At 46.8% G+C, this 18,362-nt stretch carries 16 protein-coding genes; 3 read left to right on the top strand and 13 right to left on the bottom strand.

Annotated features, from left to right (window positions below; genetic code table 11):
• The 6 genes from KQP79_RS12675 to KQP79_RS12650 all read right to left on the bottom strand — a co-directional run.
• The coding region (locus tag KQP79_RS12675; RefSeq protein ID WP_264386513.1) for a DUF4133 domain-containing protein at nt 1–193 on the bottom strand (193 nt) is incomplete at its 3' end.
• A gap of 10 nt (nt 194–203) precedes the next feature.
• Complete coding sequence (locus KQP79_RS12670; RefSeq protein WP_002560983.1) at nt 204–521, bottom strand: DUF4134 domain-containing protein; 318 nt, start codon at nt 519–521, stop codon at nt 204–206.
• 201 nt (nt 522–722) lie between these two features.
• Nucleotides 723–1,451 (bottom strand): conjugal transfer protein TraD, encoded by a 729-nt coding sequence (locus KQP79_RS12665; RefSeq protein WP_149886207.1) that lies wholly within the window; start codon nt 1,449–1,451, stop codon nt 723–725.
• A 16-nt stretch (nt 1,452–1,467) separates the two neighbouring features.
• The gene (locus KQP79_RS12660; RefSeq protein WP_149886208.1) at nt 1,468–1,821 is read right to left on the bottom strand and encodes a DUF3408 domain-containing protein; all 354 of its coding nucleotides are present in this window, start codon (nt 1,819–1,821) and stop codon (nt 1,468–1,470) included.
• Between the two features lie 2 nt (nt 1,822–1,823).
• Nucleotides 1,824–2,264 carry a DUF3408 domain-containing protein gene (locus KQP79_RS12655; RefSeq protein ID WP_149886209.1) on the bottom strand — a complete coding sequence of 147 codons (441 nt, stop codon included), beginning with the start codon at nt 2,262–2,264 and terminating at the stop codon, nt 1,824–1,826.
• A 2-nt stretch (nt 2,265–2,266) separates the two neighbouring features.
• Nucleotides 2,267–3,316, bottom strand: coding sequence for a ParA family protein (locus tag KQP79_RS12650; RefSeq protein ID WP_149886210.1), 1,050 nt, complete (start codon nt 3,314–3,316; stop codon nt 2,267–2,269).
• A 421-nt stretch (nt 3,317–3,737) separates the two neighbouring features.
• On the opposite strand from KQP79_RS12650, the gene mobA reads away from it, so the two are divergent.
• From mobA to mobC, 3 genes are read left to right on the top strand one after another with little or no spacing between them, the layout of a single operon-like run.
• Nucleotides 3,738–4,166, top strand: a complete 429-nt coding sequence (mobA, locus tag KQP79_RS12645) for a conjugal transfer protein MobA (RefSeq protein WP_004291488.1) — start codon at nt 3,738–3,740, stop codon at nt 4,164–4,166.
• Nucleotides 4,145–5,392 carry a conjugal transfer protein MobB gene (gene mobB, locus KQP79_RS12640; RefSeq protein ID WP_149886212.1) on the top strand — a complete coding sequence of 416 codons (1,248 nt, stop codon included), beginning with the start codon at nt 4,145–4,147 and terminating at the stop codon, nt 5,390–5,392. The genes mobA and mobB overlap by 22 nt, the downstream gene beginning before the upstream one ends.
• Nucleotides 5,393–5,422: 30 nt before the next feature.
• Complete coding sequence (gene mobC, locus KQP79_RS12635; RefSeq protein WP_151879474.1) at nt 5,423–7,432, top strand: conjugal transfer protein MobC; 2,010 nt, start codon at nt 5,423–5,425, stop codon at nt 7,430–7,432.
• Between the two features lie 145 nt (nt 7,433–7,577).
• Here mobC and KQP79_RS12630 read toward each other — a convergent pair whose 3' ends face one another.
• The 7 genes from KQP79_RS12630 to tet(Q) form a co-directional block, all read right to left on the bottom strand.
• Nucleotides 7,578–9,572 (bottom strand): ATP-binding protein, encoded by a 1,995-nt coding sequence (locus KQP79_RS12630; protein WP_149886200.1) that lies wholly within the window; start codon nt 9,570–9,572, stop codon nt 7,578–7,580.
• A 2-nt stretch (nt 9,573–9,574) separates the two neighbouring features.
• Nucleotides 9,575–11,032 (bottom strand): ATP-binding protein, encoded by a 1,458-nt coding sequence (locus KQP79_RS12625; protein ID WP_149886199.1) that lies wholly within the window; start codon nt 11,030–11,032, stop codon nt 9,575–9,577.
• A 147-nt stretch (nt 11,033–11,179) separates the two neighbouring features.
• Nucleotides 11,180–11,785 (bottom strand): RteC domain-containing protein, encoded by a 606-nt coding sequence (locus KQP79_RS12620; RefSeq protein WP_149886198.1) that lies wholly within the window; start codon nt 11,783–11,785, stop codon nt 11,180–11,182.
• 238 nt (nt 11,786–12,023) lie between these two features.
• A complete protein-coding gene (locus KQP79_RS12615) occupies nt 12,024–12,446 on the bottom strand; it encodes a dihydrofolate reductase family protein (RefSeq protein WP_149886197.1) in 423 nt (140 codons plus the stop codon).
• A 280-nt stretch (nt 12,447–12,726) separates the two neighbouring features.
• Nucleotides 12,727–14,049 carry a sigma-54-dependent transcriptional regulator gene (locus tag KQP79_RS12610; RefSeq protein WP_149886196.1) on the bottom strand — a complete coding sequence of 441 codons (1,323 nt, stop codon included), beginning with the start codon at nt 14,047–14,049 and terminating at the stop codon, nt 12,727–12,729.
• The gene (locus tag KQP79_RS12605; RefSeq protein WP_151879475.1) at nt 14,042–16,360 is read right to left on the bottom strand and encodes an ATP-binding protein; all 2,319 of its coding nucleotides are present in this window, start codon (nt 16,358–16,360) and stop codon (nt 14,042–14,044) included. Before KQP79_RS12605 ends, KQP79_RS12610 begins: the two co-directional genes overlap by 8 nt.
• Nucleotides 16,360–18,285: a tetracycline resistance ribosomal protection protein Tet(Q) gene (gene tet(Q) / locus KQP79_RS12600; protein ID WP_149886195.1), complete on the bottom strand. Its 1,926-nt coding sequence runs from the start codon at nt 18,283–18,285 to the stop codon at nt 16,360–16,362. Before tet(Q) ends, KQP79_RS12605 begins: the two co-directional genes overlap by 1 nt.
• Nucleotides 18,286–18,362 lie beyond the last annotated feature (77 nt).

Here is an 18,362-nt window from a genome sequence, read left to right as displayed (position 1 = left end):
GCCATACAAGGAGGGAGGACGATGCCGCGCCGAAGCCGATACATATCCACTGGTCGATACCGACCATGTAGAGGATGACGAACAGGACGAAGAGAGCCAGCAGACCTCCGCAGAAGATGAAGAGGTACTGTGCCTTCAAGCCCTTGAACTCTACCGGACGGCCGATACCCTTGTTGATTGGGTATTCAGCCATACATTATTTATTAAAGGAAGAATGAGCGCAGGATGGTGGCGGCAACAATCAGGAAGATACACGCACCGAACCACGAGGCGGCTGTCTTGCTGGTGTCGGGGTCGCCCGATGAAAACTTGCCGTATACTTTTACGCCCCCGATAAGCCCGACGACTGCACCGATGGCGTATATCAGTTTAGTTCCGGGGTCGAAATAAGAACTCACCATAGAGGTGGCTTCGTTGATGCCCGCGATGCCGTTTCCTTGCGCGAAAGCGGAGGCGGTTGCGGCGATGACAAGTGCCGCAGAGAGGATTGCTTTTCTGTTTTTCAAGATGTTCTTGTTCATAAACTGTCCTTGTTTTTTGCCGTCAAAAGGATGGATGGTCCTTTGTCGGGCGGTTGATACTCTGTTACTTTACTTTGGTTTTAGTGGATGCCCGGTTGTTTCCACGGACGTGGGCGTGTCCGTTGCGGATGGGGATGCGCCTTGCGTTTCCTCGCCGCGTGGGTTGATGTCATTCTTTCATGTTCATTTCTTTTATTGTTGTCATACATAGTTGCGAATGTCGAACTCCTCGATGTTGTCTGGCACGACGAACTCCTTTTCAGGTTTCTTCAGCCGGATCTCGATAAGCCCCTTGATGCGGATGCCTATCTCCGAAGAGCCTTCCATCATTTTCTCGTACAACTCCGTGCCCTCCATGTCGGTGAACACCTGCGCCGCCTTTTCACGTTCCGCCTGTGTCGCGTCCGGGTTCTTGGCGGTCTTGCAGGCGTCGTCAATCTCGTCAAAGCTGCTGCCCGAAGCCCGTGGCGTGTCCGAGGCGTCCTCTTCCGGTTCGTCGTCCCCGTATCCCAGTTCCTCCGGCGGTATGCTCGTGAAGGTCTCATCGAGTTTTTCCTCCGGGACTTGTGCCGGGCGGGATGCGTTTCCCGTTTTTCCGTCGTCAAAAGTAGCCTCTTCCTCCGACAGCTCAATGCCTTTTTCCATAGTGGCGGCTTCTTGCGTCGGTATGGCAGCGGTTGTCCGGGTGGATGCCATCCTGAAACGGCTCTTGCCGATGATGTCCGCCTTTTCCGCAGGGACTTCCTCGTGTGCCGCTATGCGTTTAGCCTCATTCCCGTCCAGTGACCGCCATAATCCGACAATGCCCTTGAAGAAGCGGACAATCCGAGTGTCCATGATGCGCTCGTAAAGGAGCAGGAACAGGAACCAGAGGTTGCAGCCGACCGATACCGCCAGCAGAATGTCTGTCATGCTGATTGTGTAATTCATATCCTTCCGTTTTTGGTTAGAATACTGAATTATAATTTCGGGCATAAAGGCTCTTTATCGCATCCTCGCACTGGTTGAAGTGGTGCGTCAGCACATGGTCGATGTAGGCGGACAGCGTAAGCCGGTCATGCCCGATTACACGGGTGATACGCATGATACGCTCGTGGTATTCCGGGCGCACATACGCCATCTTCCCCTCACGTGCCTTTACTTCCGGGTCACGGATGAACAGACGTTCATAGTCCTTCTCGCAGCATTTGCCGCTTACCGGGACGGGCGACAGTATTTCCACGCTCGCCTGCACTTGGGTAAACATACCTCCGCAGTCTTGCTGTGGTCTTTTTTCATTCGGTGTCATTTCTTTTTCCATTTTCAAATCAGATCTTCACGTTGTTTCTTGTACAGCTCGTTGATTCTCTCCTTGTGCTGTTCCAGATGTTGGCGCAGCACGGTATCCACATAGCCGCCCACCGAGATTTCACCTCCGGCGATGTCGTTCACGATTCTGAGGATTTTGCCGTGGACATCGCGGCTGATATAGACACACTGGCGGGTCTTTATCTCGTTGCGGCGTAGGAACAGCTCGTTATAGTCCTCATCCTGCCTTTTCCGGCGGCCACCTTCCTTCTGCGCTCTCTCCCGTGTCACGGATTGCGCTGGAGGCGGCTCCGGTACGGCGGTGTCATCTTCGGTCGGTGCGGCTGCGGGAATCTCCTGCGCCGGGCGCAGACTCCCGTCCTGTGTGCGTCGCCCGATGGAGGCCAACAGCAGTTCCTCGTCGATGCCTTCCGTGTTCACTTTCCTGCTGCCCATGCTCACTGCGGTCTGATGATGTCGCTTATCTCTTCGGAAAACTCACGGATACCGCTCCCTTTCAGCAGTGCCGTGTCCATCGGAAAGATGGTGGAGCGGAACACGCTCTTGCGCTCTTCCGAAAGGTCTCGGCGGAACTTCTTGCTGTCGGGCAGACGGGTGGAAAGCACCGGAAAGCCCATTTCGGCTATCACTTCCTCGTAGATGCCGTACAGGTCGTTCCTCTCCCTGCCGTCCACCATCGTCCAGAACAGATGCAGCCCCTTTGTTTTCGCCTGTCCGGTCGTCATCAGCCTGTCGCGGAACATCGTGACGAATTTCAGGGTACTCTCCACAACGAAGCGGTCGGCACTAAGGGGCGTGAAGATATAGTCCATCTGCGAGAGCGTCTTTATCACACCGTTACTACGGAGCGTGCCGGGCATGTCGAAGAACACCACATCGGGTTTCACGTCCTCGGTGGCAATCATCCTCTCGGCATCGTCGAGGGCGTTCACCGCGTTGCTCTTGACGATGGTGTAGGCGTTCTTCTTGATTTTGCGGAAATGGTCGCAAGCGAGAGCCTTGAAGTAGGTGCTGCTGTCAATAAGCCTCATTTCGTGTTCGCGCAGCCCGTGGATGCTGTGTTGCGGGTCGTCGCAGTCCACGACGGCGACATTGTAGCCTTTCACGTTGTGCAGGTAGCTGGCGGCAAGTGCCGTGACAGTGGATTTGCCGATGCCACCTTTCTGTGTTGCGAATGCAACGAAGATTTCTTTACTCATGGTTCCATTTATTTTAATTGTTGATGATTTTATTTTCTGTTTATATGCGGATTGAATTTCTGCATTATCCGTTTCCGTGAACAAGCACGCGAACGGGTCATCGCGTATCCGGTTCTGTGGTGAAGCGGTGCGGCGGACAAGTGATGAATGATGACATTGCGTCATGAAGTCATTGAATCCATACGTCACCGAATTGTCGGACAACCGGGTTTCCGACGGTTCGGGTATCCGCTTCGGCAAGTGTCCGCCGAAGCGGTTGTCCGGGTATTTGAATGTTCCTTTTCTCATATCTTCAAATCGTTCGTTTCTTGAATCATGCTGCAAATAAACAAGTATATTTTGGAACTTGTATCACTTCCCAGGCAAGTGGCAGCACGTTGCGCCGGTTGGCAGTCATTGACCGGGTCAAGCATCTGTCCGACACCGCTTTAAGGGCGTAACTTTGCCCCCGGACAGCAGGGTTCGCCGATGGTGCGCGGCCCGGAGTCCTGATAGGTATTTTCCCAATCCGTCCCCTGACGGATTTTTATGTTCACCTGAACATAGCAAGGTATGTTTTCAGCCGCTCAAAATATTTTGAGCATCCCGGAAAACGCCTTGCCCTTGCAGGGGGCGGGCTTTCCCTCCGAAGTCGGGAAGCCTTTCAGAACTGCGGTGCTGTAATCCGAAGCGGCGGCTTATGCCGTCAATCCGCTAAATCCAAAGTAATATGAAAGAGAAAAGGAAAAGCAAATCAGGGAGAAATCCCAAACTTGATCCGGCGGTGTACCGGTACACCGTCCGTTTCAACGAGGAGGAACACAACCGTTTCCTCGCCATGTTCGGAAAATCGGGTGTCTATGCACGGTCTGTTTTCCTCAAAGCGCACTTCTTCGGGCAACCGTTCAAGGTGCTGAAGGTGGACAAGACGCTGGTGGACTATTACACCAAACTGTCGGATTTTCATGCGCAGTTCCGTGCCGTGGGTACGAATTACAACCAAGTCGTGAAGGAACTGAGGCTGCATTTTTCAGAGAAAAAGGCGATGGCGTTGCTCTACAAATTGGAGCAACACACCGTCGAACTCGTGAAACTGAGCCGCCGGATTGTGGAACTTTCAAGGGAAATGGAGGCGAAATGGTCGCAAAAATCAGTGTAGGAAACTCGTTGTACGGCGCGATTGCCTATAACGGGGAGAAGATTAACGAGGCGCAGGGGCGGTTGCTTACGACCAACCGCATCTACAATGACGGTTCGGGAAAGGTGGACATCAACAAGGCGATGGAGGGTTTTCTCACCTTCATGCCGCCACAGATGAAGGTGGAGAAGCCGGTGGTGCATATTTCGCTCAACCCGCATCCTGAGGATGCGTTGACCGATGCGGAATTGCAGGATATAGCCCGCGAGTATCTGGAAAAACTCGGTTTCGGCAACCAGCCTTATCTTGTTTTCAAGCACGAGGACATCGACCGCCACCACCTGCACATCGTGACGGTTCGGGTGGACGAGAACGGGAAATGTATCAGCGACAAGAACAACTACTATCGTAGCAAACAAATCACCCGTGAGCTGGAGAAGAAATACGGGCTGCACGATGCGGAGCGCAGGAACCGCCGTCTTGACACGCCGCTAAGCAAGGTGGACGCATCGGCAGGCGATGTGAAGAAACAGGTAGGCAACACCGTGAAGGCTCTGAACGGGCAGTACCGTTTTCAGACGATGGGCGAATACCGTGCGCTCCTTTCCCTCTATAACCTGACGGTGGAGGAAGCGAGGGGTAACGTGCGCGGACGGGAATATCACGGGCTGGTCTATTCCGTCACGGACGACAAGGGCAACAAGGTGGGCAACCCGTTCAAGTCCTCGCTCTTCGGGAAGTCCGCAGGCTATGAAGCCATGCAGAAGAAGTTTGTACGTTCCAGATCGGAGATTAAGGACAGGAAACTGGCAGACATGACGAAACGTACCGTTCTTTCCGTGCTGCAAGGCACTTATGACAAGGATAGGTTTGTTTCCCAACTTAAAGAGAAGGGCATCGACACCGTACTGCGCTACACGGAGGAAGGGCGCATCTACGGGGCTACCTTCATCGACCACCGCACGGGGAGTGTGCTGAACGGTTCGCGCATGGGCAAGGAGCTTTCGGCGAATGCCTTGCAGGAACACTTCACCCTGCCATACGCCGGACAACCGCCGATACCGTTATCCATCCCTATGGATGCTGCGGACAAGGCACACGGACAGACCGCATACGACCGTGAAGACGTATCGGGCGGAATGGGCTTGCTCACTCCCGAAGGTCCGGCGGTAGATGCCGAGGAAGAGGCTTTCATCCGGGCGATGAAGCGCAAAAAGAAGAAAAAGCGCAAGGGCTTGGGTTTGTAATCGGAGTATCAACAATTAAAAAATCAATGTATGTCACAACAAGAAGACGATTTGAGGGCATTGGCGAAAATCATGGATTTTCTGCGTGCCGTGAGTATTATTTTAGTGGTCATGAACGTGTACTGGTTCTGTTACGAAGTCATCCGGCTGTGGGGCGTGAACATCGGTGTGGTGGACAGAATCCTTCTGAACTTCGACCGCACGGCTGGGCTGTTCCATTCCATACTGTACACAAAGCTGTTTGCCGTCCTGCTGCTTGCCCTGTCTTGTCTGGGTACAAAGGGGGTCAAGGGAGAGAAAATCACTTGGGGAAGAATATGGACGGCACTCGCCGCCGGGTCCGTGCTGTTTTTCCTAAACTGGTGGATACTGGCTCTGCCGCTTCCGATTGAGGCGGTGATGGGGCTGTATGTCCTTACCATCGGTACAGGCTATGTCTGCCTGTTGATGGGAGGTCTGTGGATGAGCCGTCTGTTGAAACACAATCTGATGGAGGATGTTTTCAACAACGAGAACGAGAGTTTCATGCAGGAAACGAGGCTTATTGAAAGCGAGTATTCGGTCAATCTGCCGACACGTTTCTATTACAGGAAACGCTGGAACAACGGTTGGATCAATGTAGTTAATCCCTTCCGTGCGTCCATAGTGTTGGGTACGCCGGGCAGCGGCAAGTCATACGCCGTTGTAAACAATTTTATCAAGCAACAGATTGAAAAGGGATTTAGTCAATACATCTACGATTTCAAGTACCCCGACCTTTCGACCATCGCATATAACCATCTGATGAATAATCCGGAGGGCTACAAGGTAAAGCCGAAGTTCTATGTGATCAACTTCGACGACCCGCGACGCTCCCATCGTTGCAATCCCATACACCCGGATTTCATGGAGGATATTACGGACGCCTATGAGAGTGCCTATACAATAATGCTCAACCTCAATAAAACGTGGGTGCAAAAGCAGGGCGACTTCTTTGTGGAGTCTCCTATCATTTTGTTCGCCAGTATTATATGGTATCTTAAAATCTATCAGAACGGGAAATATTGCACGTTTCCCCATGCCATCGAGTTTCTGAACCGCCGATACGAGGATATTTTCCCGATTCTTACCTCTTACCCGGAGTTGGAAAACTACCTTTCTCCGTTTATGGATGCGTGGCTCGGAGGGGCCGCGGAGCAGCTCATGGGTCAGATAGCGTCGGCGAAAATTCCGCTGTCGAGGATGATTTCACCGCAGCTCTACTGGGTGATGTCGGACAGCGAGTTTACGCTGGACATCAACAATCCCGAAGAGCCGAAAATCCTATGCGTGGGCAACAATCCCGACCGTCAGAACATCTACGGGGCGGCTCTTGGATTGTACAACTCCCGCATCGTGAAGCTCATCAACAAGAAGGGAATGCTGAAGTCATCGGTCATCATCGACGAGCTGCCCACGATATACTTCAAGGGGTTGGACAACCTTATAGCCACCGCCCGAAGCAACAAGGTTGCCGTGTGTCTGGGATTTCAGGATTTCAGCCAGCTGGTGCGCGACTACGGTGATAAGGAGGCGAAAGTGGTGATGAATACGGTCGGTAACATTTTCTCCGGGCAGGTGGTTGGTGAAACGGCAAAGACACTATCGGAACGGTTCGGTAAGGTGTTGCAGAAACGGCAGTCCATCTCCATCAACCGGCAGGATGTGTCCACGTCCATCAACACGCAGATGGACGCGCTTATCCCGCCCAGCAAGATTTCCGGTCTGACGCAGGGCATGTTTGTCGGTTCGGTGTCCGACAACTTCAACGAGCGCATCGAGCAGAAGATTTTTCATTGTGAGATTGTGGTGGATGCCGAGAAGGTCAAGCGGGAGGAAAGCGCATACAAGAAAATTCCCGTCATTACCGATTTCACGGACGAGAATGGCAACGACTGCATGAAGGAAATGGTACAGGAGAACTACAACCGCATCAAGTCTGACGTGAAACAGATTGTCGCCGATGAGTTGCAGCGCATACATAACGACCCGGCACTGGCGCATCTGTTGCAGCAGAAATAATATATATGTATCAGACTCTCATTTTGAGAATTACTCCTGTTACAGCTATCTGTGACAGGAGTAATTTGTAATTCTTTATATGGGCATTATGACACATCCCTCTTATTACTTATACAAGGTATCAAATGTCACATATTTATCAAGTTCAACTAATCATTGCGGCCGTGTTATTTGAAACTTCATTCATTACCTCATTTAATGATTGGGATTTAGATAAAGTGGCTCTTTCTATTTTGAGCTTATCAAGCAAATATTTCAGCCTACGCTCCACTTCATTTGTTATTTCACTCCATTTTTTTACATAGAGGCTATAATTACTGTCATTTTGGACTAAACCTGTAAGTTTATTTATAACCCTTCGACCTACAATATCATCATAGTCTTGTCCTATTAAAATGAAAGTCCAAAACTCATTAGCATCATTAAAACAATCTTGTTTTAGAATAACATCCATATATTGTTCTAATTGATTCAACTGTTCTGATTTTAATTGTTTTATAGTTGTCGGATTTTTGATTTCTACAACTATATTATGAGGTCTCCCATCCCTAAAATCAGTACCAGTAAGAAATAAATCCATTTCTTTGTATTTATTAGGATGAGCAATATATTTTTTCTCGCTAACTCCACGCAGAATATAAATGTATTTTCTTAAAGCCTCTTCAAATTTGACCTCTTCCGCACATACCATTCTATATTCTTCGCCAAAAATCCAATAGTGTTTTTCTATGAACGACTGCAAATCACGAACTTCATTGGCTTGTAAAGTATGATTAAAAACAATCTTTTTTAGATTTTCCAGTGTCAGCAATCTGTCTGAAATAAGCTTAATCGTGGAAACGACTTGTTTTAACCTTGTTATTTCTAATATTTTTGCAAATTCTTTCCTGTCGTTCGAGTCTAGTTCAACAACCGCATCTAAAATCTTAAACAGACTATCGCGCTCACCGCTATCCATAACCAAATTCAGAAGTTCTAAGAAAACCCTTTTTTGTTCTTTGTTCAACTTCATGAAAACAGCAGGTTCTACTTCGTATAGTTCCTTTACGAAGTTTTCCAAACCTTCTCTACGCACTATATCCCAATCTTCAGTACCAAATTTAGGGAAAACATCTTCATTCTTATATTTGGTTACCATAACTTCTGCTTGCTCCTTTAGGAATGGGCGTCTTTTCTTTTTGAGAAAATCATTGAGCTGCGTAATTAGTTCCTTAAATAATTTTCTATCGGCAGAATTATCAAACAATTTAGGTTGGACAGTATTATCGTCTAATTCGCTATCACAATTGATTTCATTGAAGAAATCATCAATCACAATTACAGAATGCCAAAAATTATCTCCTTTTTTATTTAATAATGTCGTTTTGGTAAATTTCAATTCCAAGTCATTATTCAAGAAGTAAAATCGAGAATATTCATCATTCATTTTTACATTCCATCGGATATACTTGCATTGAAAGCTGATGCTATTTTTCTGGTTATGTGATAATATCGGTGATATTGATTCTTGTTCTGCTATTATAGAAGAATAATCTAATTCTTGCCCATTGATGTATATTTGATATTCGGATTTCAATTCTAAAAACCACGCAAATTCAGCCTTAAGATAAGGAATAAGAGCTTTCGTTATAAACAAACTGGAAATATCAGAAGAAATCTCATTAAAAACGACACAAGTACCTGTTGTTGTGTTATCAGATACAAGTGGCTCTGTTGTTATGTAGTCTTTTAAAGTGTCGCTATCAATTCTAATGTCATAAGACATTATTTGTTCATCTTTACTATAGCGTGTTTCCCAATTAGCAAATCTTGCAAATTTATAGAAAGTAAAACGACCATAACCGTTTTTTCCTCTTGTAAATTCAGTATTATTCTCGTTGGCTATTCTCTTTTGAGACTCATAGAATTTTTTGAATTTTATAGGTAATTCTTCATAGCAGATGCCTGTACCATTGTCTGTTATTCTAATATTTTTGATTGTGTCCAATTCTGCATTGTCAATTTCAAAATCAATATTTACAACGGTCGCTTTTGCATCAAATCCATTCCATACATATTCGGCAATAGCTCGCTCTGGAGTATATTTATTCAATATCTTCCTAATGCCAGCAGATGTTATTTCTACAGTTTGCGAGTTCATGACTATTTATTTTTAATTAAATTCAGACCTTTCTCCGTAAGACGGTATTTCTGTCGCGGGTGTTTAGGCTTTTCCGGATAAATCGGTTCTACTAAATCCAGCCTTATTGCAGGATACAGGTAAAGCTCCAGAAAATTACTCTTGTCCTTCAATCCTATCATCTCCATGACCTCTTTTGTCGAGAGTGTCTGTTTCCCGATTGCGGACAACACTTTTTCCACTTGCGGGGTGACTGTCGGGTGACTGTCGGGTGACTGTCGGGTGACTGTCGGGTTATACCCGACTGCTTTCCGGGTATAGTGGAAAACGATCCATACGCTGTTTCCGTCCGTGTGGAATTCGGGATCTGGGATGCCGACACGTCGGCACTCGCTTATCATAAGCCCGATGCCCCGTCCCCAACTTTCCAAGACCTCGCTTTTATACAGCACGTTCGCTATAATGAGGTTTTGTGGTTCTGAATTATGCCCGCTTAACAGTTTCTCCATTGTTATATCTGGCGGAAAGGTCCCGCTGTTCTCTATTTCCACACGGTCGTCATAGATGGCGATTCCCACTGAACTGCCGGGACGGTGGTACAGGCGGTGGCACAGCGCATTTATGCAGCACTCCCTTAAAGCCTTATACGGGATTTCCAATTCTTCCTCACGGTATAGCCCTTCTATCTTGCCGGAAAGTGACAGATGTTTGAAAAAGAACGCCATTGCCGCATCCAGCAGCGCGTAGATATTCCCGGTGACACGTTGATTGTCTATAAACTCGTCTTTTGTCGTGCCTTTGAATCGTGCCAGCCGGAGCAGGCATTGGGGGTAGTAATAAAAATCACGACCGAACAGCACTACGGAAGCATTGTTAAGTTTCCCGTCATGCAACAGACTGAATTTTTCAAGAATGGTCGGCAGGTCTTCCCTTATGGTTGCTTCGGGTAAACGGCCACTTCTGATTCCTCCGCGAACAGCACTTATGACGGCATGTTCGTCAAGGTCGGATATTTTGAGGTCGGGATTCGTGATTGCCTCCCAAGTATATTTCCCGCCACGCTGTATCAGGTATTGGTTATATATCTCCTGCGGCATGGTGGACGTCACGCTTTCCACCCGTATGTAAGCCCGTCCCTTGCAAGAGAACGGACGCATATATCTTTGTTCTTCCGCAGATAGGACGATGACGCTTTTGCCGGTGTCCGGGATTTCAATATAAGAAACGTCAACAGTCGCAAACGGTTCGATACGCCGGATCGCTTCCGCTATGTCCCGCTTGGTCTTGTCGCTCACGTCCTGCCCGATGATTTTTCCTTTGTCGGTGACACCGAACAATACCGTGCCGCCCTTCCCGTTAAGGAAGGCGCAAAGCGTTTCCATGCCACGCTCCAACTGCCCGGTGGTTTCCTTGAACTCCACACGTCCGCATTCTTTTTCGGCTATCAGCCCTTTTACTATGTCAAGGTTGTCGATGCTCATATACAATTGTGTAACCTAAATGCAAAGATAGCGTTTTTCGCTGGCTTTCTTGCGAATAGACGGCGGAAAGTGTCTATCCGCAAGAACATTTTATAAAAATTAGAGAGCAGCATAACGTCACCCCCCTGATTCGTCACTGGTGCAAGACTACTTTCTCAGACGTTCCAGCTCCTCGTCACGCAGCATCCTCTCGTTCAATTTCTCCTGCATTCTGTCGAGGAAGTAGGTGCGGCTTTCGTTCTTCCGGCGTTTGATATCAGTGTAGAAGCGGTAGCAGTCTTTAGAATCAACCCCGAATATCTTATAGAGAAGTGGGGCGAGCTGTTTGAGCGGCATATTGCCGTTGTTGATGCAGCCCATTTCGTCAATGCCGTAGATAAGTTCCACGAGGTCGATGGCATTGCCCGTCCATTGAAGAAGGCTGGCGGTGGTTTCTGTTGCGTTGTTGGCGGATATTAGTGGTGGCACTTGGGGCGTGGCAAGGAATTTCTGCATCTTTCTTACGAAAGACAGAGCCTTGCTGACGTAGGCGGCAATCTCTCTTTTTTCTTCTGACAGATTACGTACGGGATGGTGCTGCAACTCGATTTCGATGTAGGCAAGCGCGATGACAGTAAGGTTCATGTCCATGCCGCCGTTGCACAGTTCGATCACTTGGGTGGCGAAAGCCGTGTATGCCGTTTCCATATTGCAGTCGCCGGCTTCGTTTATCAGGCGGAAAAAGTCGGTTTCCGCCAGCAAGAAATAATTCATGGTTCTGTCAATTTTGAAAATTACACTTTGTTTTCTGCGTGCGCACATAAATATAATTGGCAAAAAGCGCGGCAGAAAATATTAAATCCAACACTCAATTTTACAAAGTGCTGGATTTCAGAGGCATAAAATTCAATATTTTTTCACAAGGACAAATTATCTCCGACTTAAATTGTTTGTAATCAGAACATTTATTCTATTCCTGAAAATAGAAATGTATGCTTGCCGCACATTTTGGCTATCTTGCTTTTTTATCAAGGATATAGATAATGCGACATACACCGTTGGGGTAGCTTTTCAAAGAGGAAAGCGTCCAGTGTTGCTCTGGCAGAGCCGACTTAAAAAAATGTCGTCCGCTTCCGGATATGAAAGGAACGGTGTATAGTATGATTTCATCCACAGCGTGCATCCGCAGCAGTCCGTTTATATAGTCTGCCGTGTCCGGTGTGGCTTCCGCGAGATAGCAGATGTTTGTGCAGTCTTTTCTCCATTCGTGCAGCATTGAAATGGAATAGTCCGGTGTCACACGGTAAAGGGCTTTCTTCCTGATTTCATCAAGACCGCAACGGTCAAGGCACAAATCCTGATGTGCTTTATCATATAACTCTGAAGAAAGACATCCGTCAATCGTCAGTACGGCGAGAATCTGAACTTTACCCATAATCGTTTCCTTTCGTTAGGCAAGGACAAAAAAGTAGCGTGCAATTCACACTACCTTCAAGCGATGGCTCTGGTAAAGCCTTTACGGAGAGTACGTGAATGCACGCTATGCGTAGGCATAGCATAAGCATCACGCAATCGTCTCCGTAGTTCCAATTTACCAGATTTTCGCTTGAAACGCCTTGCGGTCTTATCCTATATGTCGGCAGCGAAAAGCTCCTGCAAATCGCCGTTTTTTCTCAAATGTTATGCAAAGATAGCCAAATTCAGTGAATTACGGGCTATGATTGATTGAATTTATATTTAAGTCCATACTCTTCAAGTTTGCTGTATAGTGTTGTTCTGCCTATTCCGAGCAGTTCTGCGGCGACACTCCGGTTGCCGTTTGCCTGTTTCAACGCCCGTAATATCCGTTCCTTATCCTCCACGTCGTTGCGCAGGGCGAAACTGACGTGTGAGGTAGGTTTGGTTACGGCAAGCTCCAGATGTTCTTTCGTCGCCACACCTTCCTGCGCTTGCAATACAGCTCCCATTATCTTTTGCCGAAGTTCCCGCACGTTGCCCGGCCATACGTGGGTCAGCAACGCTTTACGGGCTTCGGAACTGAAACCGCTCACATTGCATTCCAATTCCTTGTTGGCTATCTCGCGGAAGAACTCCGCCAACGGCAAGATGTCCTCCTGACAGTCACGCAAGGGCGGAACGGTTATCCCGAAGTCATGCAGACGGTAAAACAGATCCTGCCGGAAACGCTTTTCACTCACTGCCGCCTCCAGATCCTCATTGGTGGCGGCGATGATGCGAACATTGAAACTTCTGTCCGATTTGTCACCGATCGGGCGATACCGCCTCTCTTGTATGGCACGGAGTAACATCTGTTGGGTTTCTAACGCAAGGTTGCCCACCTCGTCCAGAAACAGCGTGCCGCCTTCCGCTTCATAGAAATACCCTTTCTTGGTACTATCCGCACCCGTGAACGCGCCCTTGACGTGTCCGAAGAAAGCTGATGGTGCAAGCTCTTTAGTGAGTGAACCGCAGTCCACCGCCACGAATGGCTTGCCTGCCCGTTTACTTTTGTCGTGCAGGTGGTGGGCAATATGTTCTTTACCTGTTCCGTTCTCTCCGAATATCATCACGCTCATATCGGTAGCGGCTACCAGCCTTATACGGTGCATGATTTTCTGAAAGGCGGAACCTTCACGGGCAAACACGGGCATACGGCGTTGTCCCGCCTGTCGTTCTTTCTGTATGGAACGGAGAAGAGTGACCAGTTTATCCTCCACAAGCTGTTTGGGGATATAATCTATCGAACCGAGCTTCATGCTTTCCACTGCGGTATGCACTTCGGCATAGTCGGTCATGATAATGAAGGGTTGCATCTTTCCCTCCTTTCGCATCCAGCGCAAAAGGTCTATACCGTTACCGTCAGGCAGACGCAGGTCGGCAACCACGATGTCATTATCCGTTGCCTGTTGCAGATGTTTCTTCGCGGTTGAGAGATGGTAAGCCTTCATAGTGTGGTAGCCCTCCCGTGACAGCATATTGCAGACATATTCGCAATACACAATGTTGTCTTCCACCACAATTATTTTTGTCTTATCCATCTTCGTATTTTCTCCTTTCCTTTTCTGCCAACCGGATTATTTCCGCTCCTTTTTCCAACACGGCAGTCACAGCACGGCTTAACGCTTCACCATCCGGGAGTGTATCGCCATGAAGCAATCCGTAAAGTTCCCTTAGCGGTTGGTCGGCACGTAGTACTTCCCACGAGCTGCGCAGGTGGTGTGTAAGAGAATCCAGCTTTTGCAGGTCTTTCTCTATTGCCGCATCCTGTACCGCCTGCATCTCTTTTTCAGTTTCCGTCATCAACTTATCCAGCATGACGGCTTCATTGCCGTAAGACAGCAAGGCTGAAAAATCAGGTTCTCCGTCCGGTGTCGCTTTTATGGCACATTTGTCGGAAACTTCCATCAGTTCCGATATGGAGAACGGCTTGAACAGGCATCCGGCAAAGCCTTTTGCCAATAGTTCCCCTTTGTTACAACTGCCCGAAGCGGTTGCCACAACCACCGGGATTGTTGGTGAATTGCCCACGTTGGACGAACGCAACAGTTCCAGCAATTCGAAACCGTTTATACCGGGCATATTCAAGTCTGTCAGCAACAGGCTGTATTCTTTCTGGCGTATCATTTCCATCAGTGCCGCAGCATCGGTGCAAGTGTCGCAGTGTATTCCTTCTTGGGAATACATCTCTTTCAGCATCAGAAGTAATACCTCATCATTGTCAATAGCGACAACATCATGGAATTTATTGTTATGATAAACAGGTGTATCGCTTGTATATCCAAGCTGTTCTTCAGCTTCCTGCATAGAAATTTCAACTGTGAAACGACTGCCTTTCCCTTTCTTGCTGTCCAAACGGATTGTTCCGCCAAGCATCGACACAATATTACGCATTATGGCAAGCCCAAGCCCGAAACCCTCCTTTGCGGCGGCATTTGATAGACGTTCAAACGCACCGAACGCTTGTTTCTGTTCCTCTTCTGTCATGCCTGTACCTGTATCTTCAACGACCAGTGTCAGAACTCCATTATCATATTCAGTAATCAAAGAAACACCGCCTTCTTCTGTGAACTTGACTGCGTTTGACAGCAGGTTATTCCCGATTTGTATTATTCGCTCTTTGTCGGTCAATACAATGGCATCGTGTCCAGTCTTCACGGACAAGGACAACCCTTTGTTCACTGCAACAGGCATGAACTCCGTTTCAAGTGTGTGCGTGATTGCAGAAATCCGGCAGGGTGACAGACGGGGCTGTTCCTTGCCGTTGTCCAGGCGGAAGAAGTCAAGCAAAGTGTTGAGCATATCCCGCATACGGTCGGAGGATTGCAGTATATTTTGGATATATTGCCCATTATTACCGCTATTGCATTCTTTCCGCAAAAGTTCGGTATAGCCGGTTATTGCCGTCAGTGGTGTACGCAACTCATGGGTAATAGTATATACCGCTTTCTTTCGGGAGGTTATGAGTACCTCATTTTGTTGCACGGACTGTTCCAATTGCCCTATCAAATCCGTTGTCTTGCGCTTGTATTGTTTGATACTATTTGCATCACGGTGTATGATAATATAGGAGATGACTAACAGCAAAAGGACAAAACCCATTAAACCGCCTACCTGCATAAAAGACTTTTCACGCATAGCGGCTATTTCAGTCTCCCTATTTTGCAGGTCGGTTTGTACTTTCTCTTCTGTTTGGAATATCAATCCTTGCAGCTGCCTGTTAAGTTCAACATTACGAGCTGCAAGGCTATCGGCTTGTTCTGACAATCGGCAGCTTTGCGTATTCTGTTCGTTGATTACGTTTCTATTGAGTGAATAAAGCATGGACGTGGTTTCCGTTGGCTGTGTTTCCTCTTTTTTGCCAAAGATGCCCAAGAAACCTTTTCGTTTTGGCTTTTTGGACTGTTCCTGCACACTTTTCTGCACAATAACCGGAATTTGATTGGCTATCTTCTTGTTAATAGATTGTTGTTCATCCATTAACCGGACTATCTGGAACATCTGTCGTTCCTTATCCTCTAAAAGACTGCGCACACTATCGATGCGCTCTGCTGGATAGGTGGCCTTGAAACGGCAGAGCATACTGTCCATTGCCATACGCCGTGCATGGTAATGCTCGATATCTTGATCGTTCCATTCCAGTATTGTTTCACCCAATAGAGAAAATTTTATCATTTGAATATTGATATTGTTTATTTCTTTTCGGAGCTCGTCTATTTTTTTATTGCCAAGTTCTAATGCTTCTATCTCCTGCCATTCATAGAGGCTATTATATGCCATACATCCGATAAGAATGGAGATAAGTATATATCCCAACCGTATTGCCTTATAGAAATTTCCTGACCGCTCCATTATTTTGATGACATTGATTTTTGGAACATGAATAAAAGTTTATCTTTTTCGTTCATACGGATATTATCAGAATAATCGCCTTTTGTTATTTGATACCCGCATGGCTTAACCATAAAAACGCCTAAGCCCTTAGTGTATGAACTTACTTCTGAGGCGTAGTCTTTACTTGTATTTAATGGAACTTTCCCTTTAATATGACACCACTCATTATTGCAACTGATGTCTTCAATCTCAGACATCATTTTTTGCAAATCTGTAATAGCTTTGGAACTTGCCGCTTGGGGTATCTGCAACTCAAAATAGAGCATCGGTTCGAGAATGTCCACACCTGACTGTTGCAAAGCCAGCCTGAAGACATAAGGGGTCAGCTGTCTGAAATCAGCAGGTGTACTTACCGGGCTATAATACTCGGCTTGAGTAAAAGTTACTTTCAGATCTGTCACTTCCCATCCATGTAAACCAGATTGGCAAGACATACGAATCCCTTCAAAAACGGCATTTTGAAAAGAATGGTTCAGATAACCATAGGAGATGTCACTTTCGATTTGCAACCCTGCCCCTAACGGTAAGGGTTCAAGAGTCAGCCCTATTGTGGCCCAGTAAGGGTTGGGTGGTACTTCGATCTGAATAATCTTATTGACCTTTTTTATAGGTCGTTCTTTGTAGATAGTCTTGATCTCATCAAAATGGACCTTTACGGAAAATCGTTCTTCCAGCAATGTCTGTATGATTTCCTTTTGGGTCAAACCATATAACGAGATTTCCAATTCATCACTATATGAGTTTATGGAAAAGGACAAAGACGGGTCTTCAATCCACAATGTATTCAGAGCGGATATCACCTTGCTTCTCTCTTCGGGCTTATTTGGCCGGACGGAGGATTTGAGAGCGGGATGCTGATGAGATAATCCTTGAATCAAACAAGGTTTAGCACCTAAATAATCTCCGATTCGAAAATCTTCTATATCTTCTACAATCGCGATATCATTGGCACCCACTTCATCAACATTTATCTCTCTGCCCTGATAAATAGTCTTTAGATTTTTAATCTTGATGAATTTTTCCGAATCGTTGATTCTTACAACGTCTCGAAGTCTCAGACTTCCGTCAATTATTTTAAGAAAACTTCTTTTATGCCCTTTGGGGTCATGCTCTATCTTATAGAGATAAGCTGAAAGTCTGTTTGAGACTGATGCCGGAGGAAGTATAAAAGAAGAAATGGCGTCCAACAACTCATTGATACCGATATTGAACATTGCTGATCCATGTAGCACCGGATAGACTTTGGCTTTTGCCACAAGAGCGATTATCGTATTCCAATAATCAGCCGGTGAAATTTCGCTATCCGCCAAATATCGTTCTAATATATCGTCGTCATGGTTGCATACAAATTCTTTGTATTCTTCCTTTATATATGTTTGGGAGCAAACCGGATAAACCGATCCATCGACAACAGTTTGCATAAACAGGACATCTTGTGACAGATTTGTTTTTATATCCATATACAAACGCTCCAAATTCACACCGGCACGGTCAATCTTATTGATAAATATAATTGTCGGGATTTGCAGCTTTTGTAAAGTACTGAACAGCAACTTTGTCTGCGCTTGTATGCCTTCCTTTGCGGATAAGATGAGGACTGCTCCATCAAGCATTTTGAATGTCCGCTCCACTTCCGCAATAAAATCCATGTGTCCCGGAGTGTCAATGATATTGCATTTCACTCCATTCCAGATAATAGATGTCGTAGAAGCCCGGACAGTAATTCCTCTACGTTTCTCTATATCCATAGAGTCCGTTATGGTGTCACCATTATCCACACGGCCGCACTTTTCCGTTGCTCCACTGGCAAACAGCAGATTCTCGGTTACGGAAGTTTTTCCTGCATCAATGTGAGCAAGAATTCCTAAATTTATAATATTCATTTGGATTAAGCAATAATATACTACAGTAGATGCATTGTCGAAACGCACCTTTTAATACCTCCTCGTAGCATATGAGA

The sequence above is a fragment of the Bacteroides sp. DH3716P genome, from assembly GCF_025914115.1.
GTDB classification, from domain to species: domain Bacteria; phylum Bacteroidota; class Bacteroidia; order Bacteroidales; family Bacteroidaceae; genus Bacteroides; species Bacteroides ovatus.
This window is presented reverse-complemented; position numbering and strand designations above follow the sequence as displayed.

Bases quoted from the DNA above. Each gene is read 5' to 3' on its own strand.
- KQP79_RS12650 (WP_149886210.1), bottom strand. From the start codon at position 3,316: ATGAGAAAAGGAACATTCAAATACCCGGACAACCGCTTCGGCGGACAC.
- KQP79_RS12610 (WP_149886196.1), bottom strand. From the start codon at position 14,049: ATGGATAAGACAAAAATAATTGTGGTGGAAGACAACATTGTGTATTGC.
- KQP79_RS12670 (WP_002560983.1), bottom strand. From the start codon at position 521: ATGAACAAGAACATCTTGAAAAACAGAAAAGCAATCCTCTCTGCGGCA.
- mobC (WP_151879474.1), top strand. From the start codon at position 5,423: ATGTCACAACAAGAAGACGATTTGAGGGCATTGGCGAAAATCATGGAT.
- KQP79_RS12655 (WP_149886209.1), bottom strand. From the start codon at position 2,264: ATGGGCAGCAGGAAAGTGAACACGGAAGGCATCGACGAGGAACTGCTG.
- mobA (WP_004291488.1), top strand. From the start codon at position 3,738: ATGAAAGAGAAAAGGAAAAGCAAATCAGGGAGAAATCCCAAACTTGAT.
- KQP79_RS12630 (WP_149886200.1), bottom strand. From the start codon at position 9,572: ATGAACTCGCAAACTGTAGAAATAACATCTGCTGGCATTAGGAAGATA.
- KQP79_RS12665 (WP_149886207.1), bottom strand. From the start codon at position 1,451: ATGAATTACACAATCAGCATGACAGACATTCTGCTGGCGGTATCGGTC.
- KQP79_RS12605 (WP_151879475.1), bottom strand. From the start codon at position 16,360: ATGGAGCGGTCAGGAAATTTCTATAAGGCAATACGGTTGGGATATATA.
- KQP79_RS12625 (WP_149886199.1), bottom strand. From the start codon at position 11,032: ATGAGCATCGACAACCTTGACATAGTAAAAGGGCTGATAGCCGAAAAA.
- KQP79_RS12620 (WP_149886198.1), bottom strand. From the start codon at position 11,785: ATGAATTATTTCTTGCTGGCGGAAACCGACTTTTTCCGCCTGATAAAC.
- mobB (WP_149886212.1), top strand. From the start codon at position 4,145: ATGGTCGCAAAAATCAGTGTAGGAAACTCGTTGTACGGCGCGATTGCC.
- KQP79_RS12660 (WP_149886208.1), bottom strand. From the start codon at position 1,821: ATGGAAAAAGAAATGACACCGAATGAAAAAAGACCACAGCAAGACTGC.
- KQP79_RS12615 (WP_149886197.1), bottom strand. From the start codon at position 12,446: ATGGGTAAAGTTCAGATTCTCGCCGTACTGACGATTGACGGATGTCTT.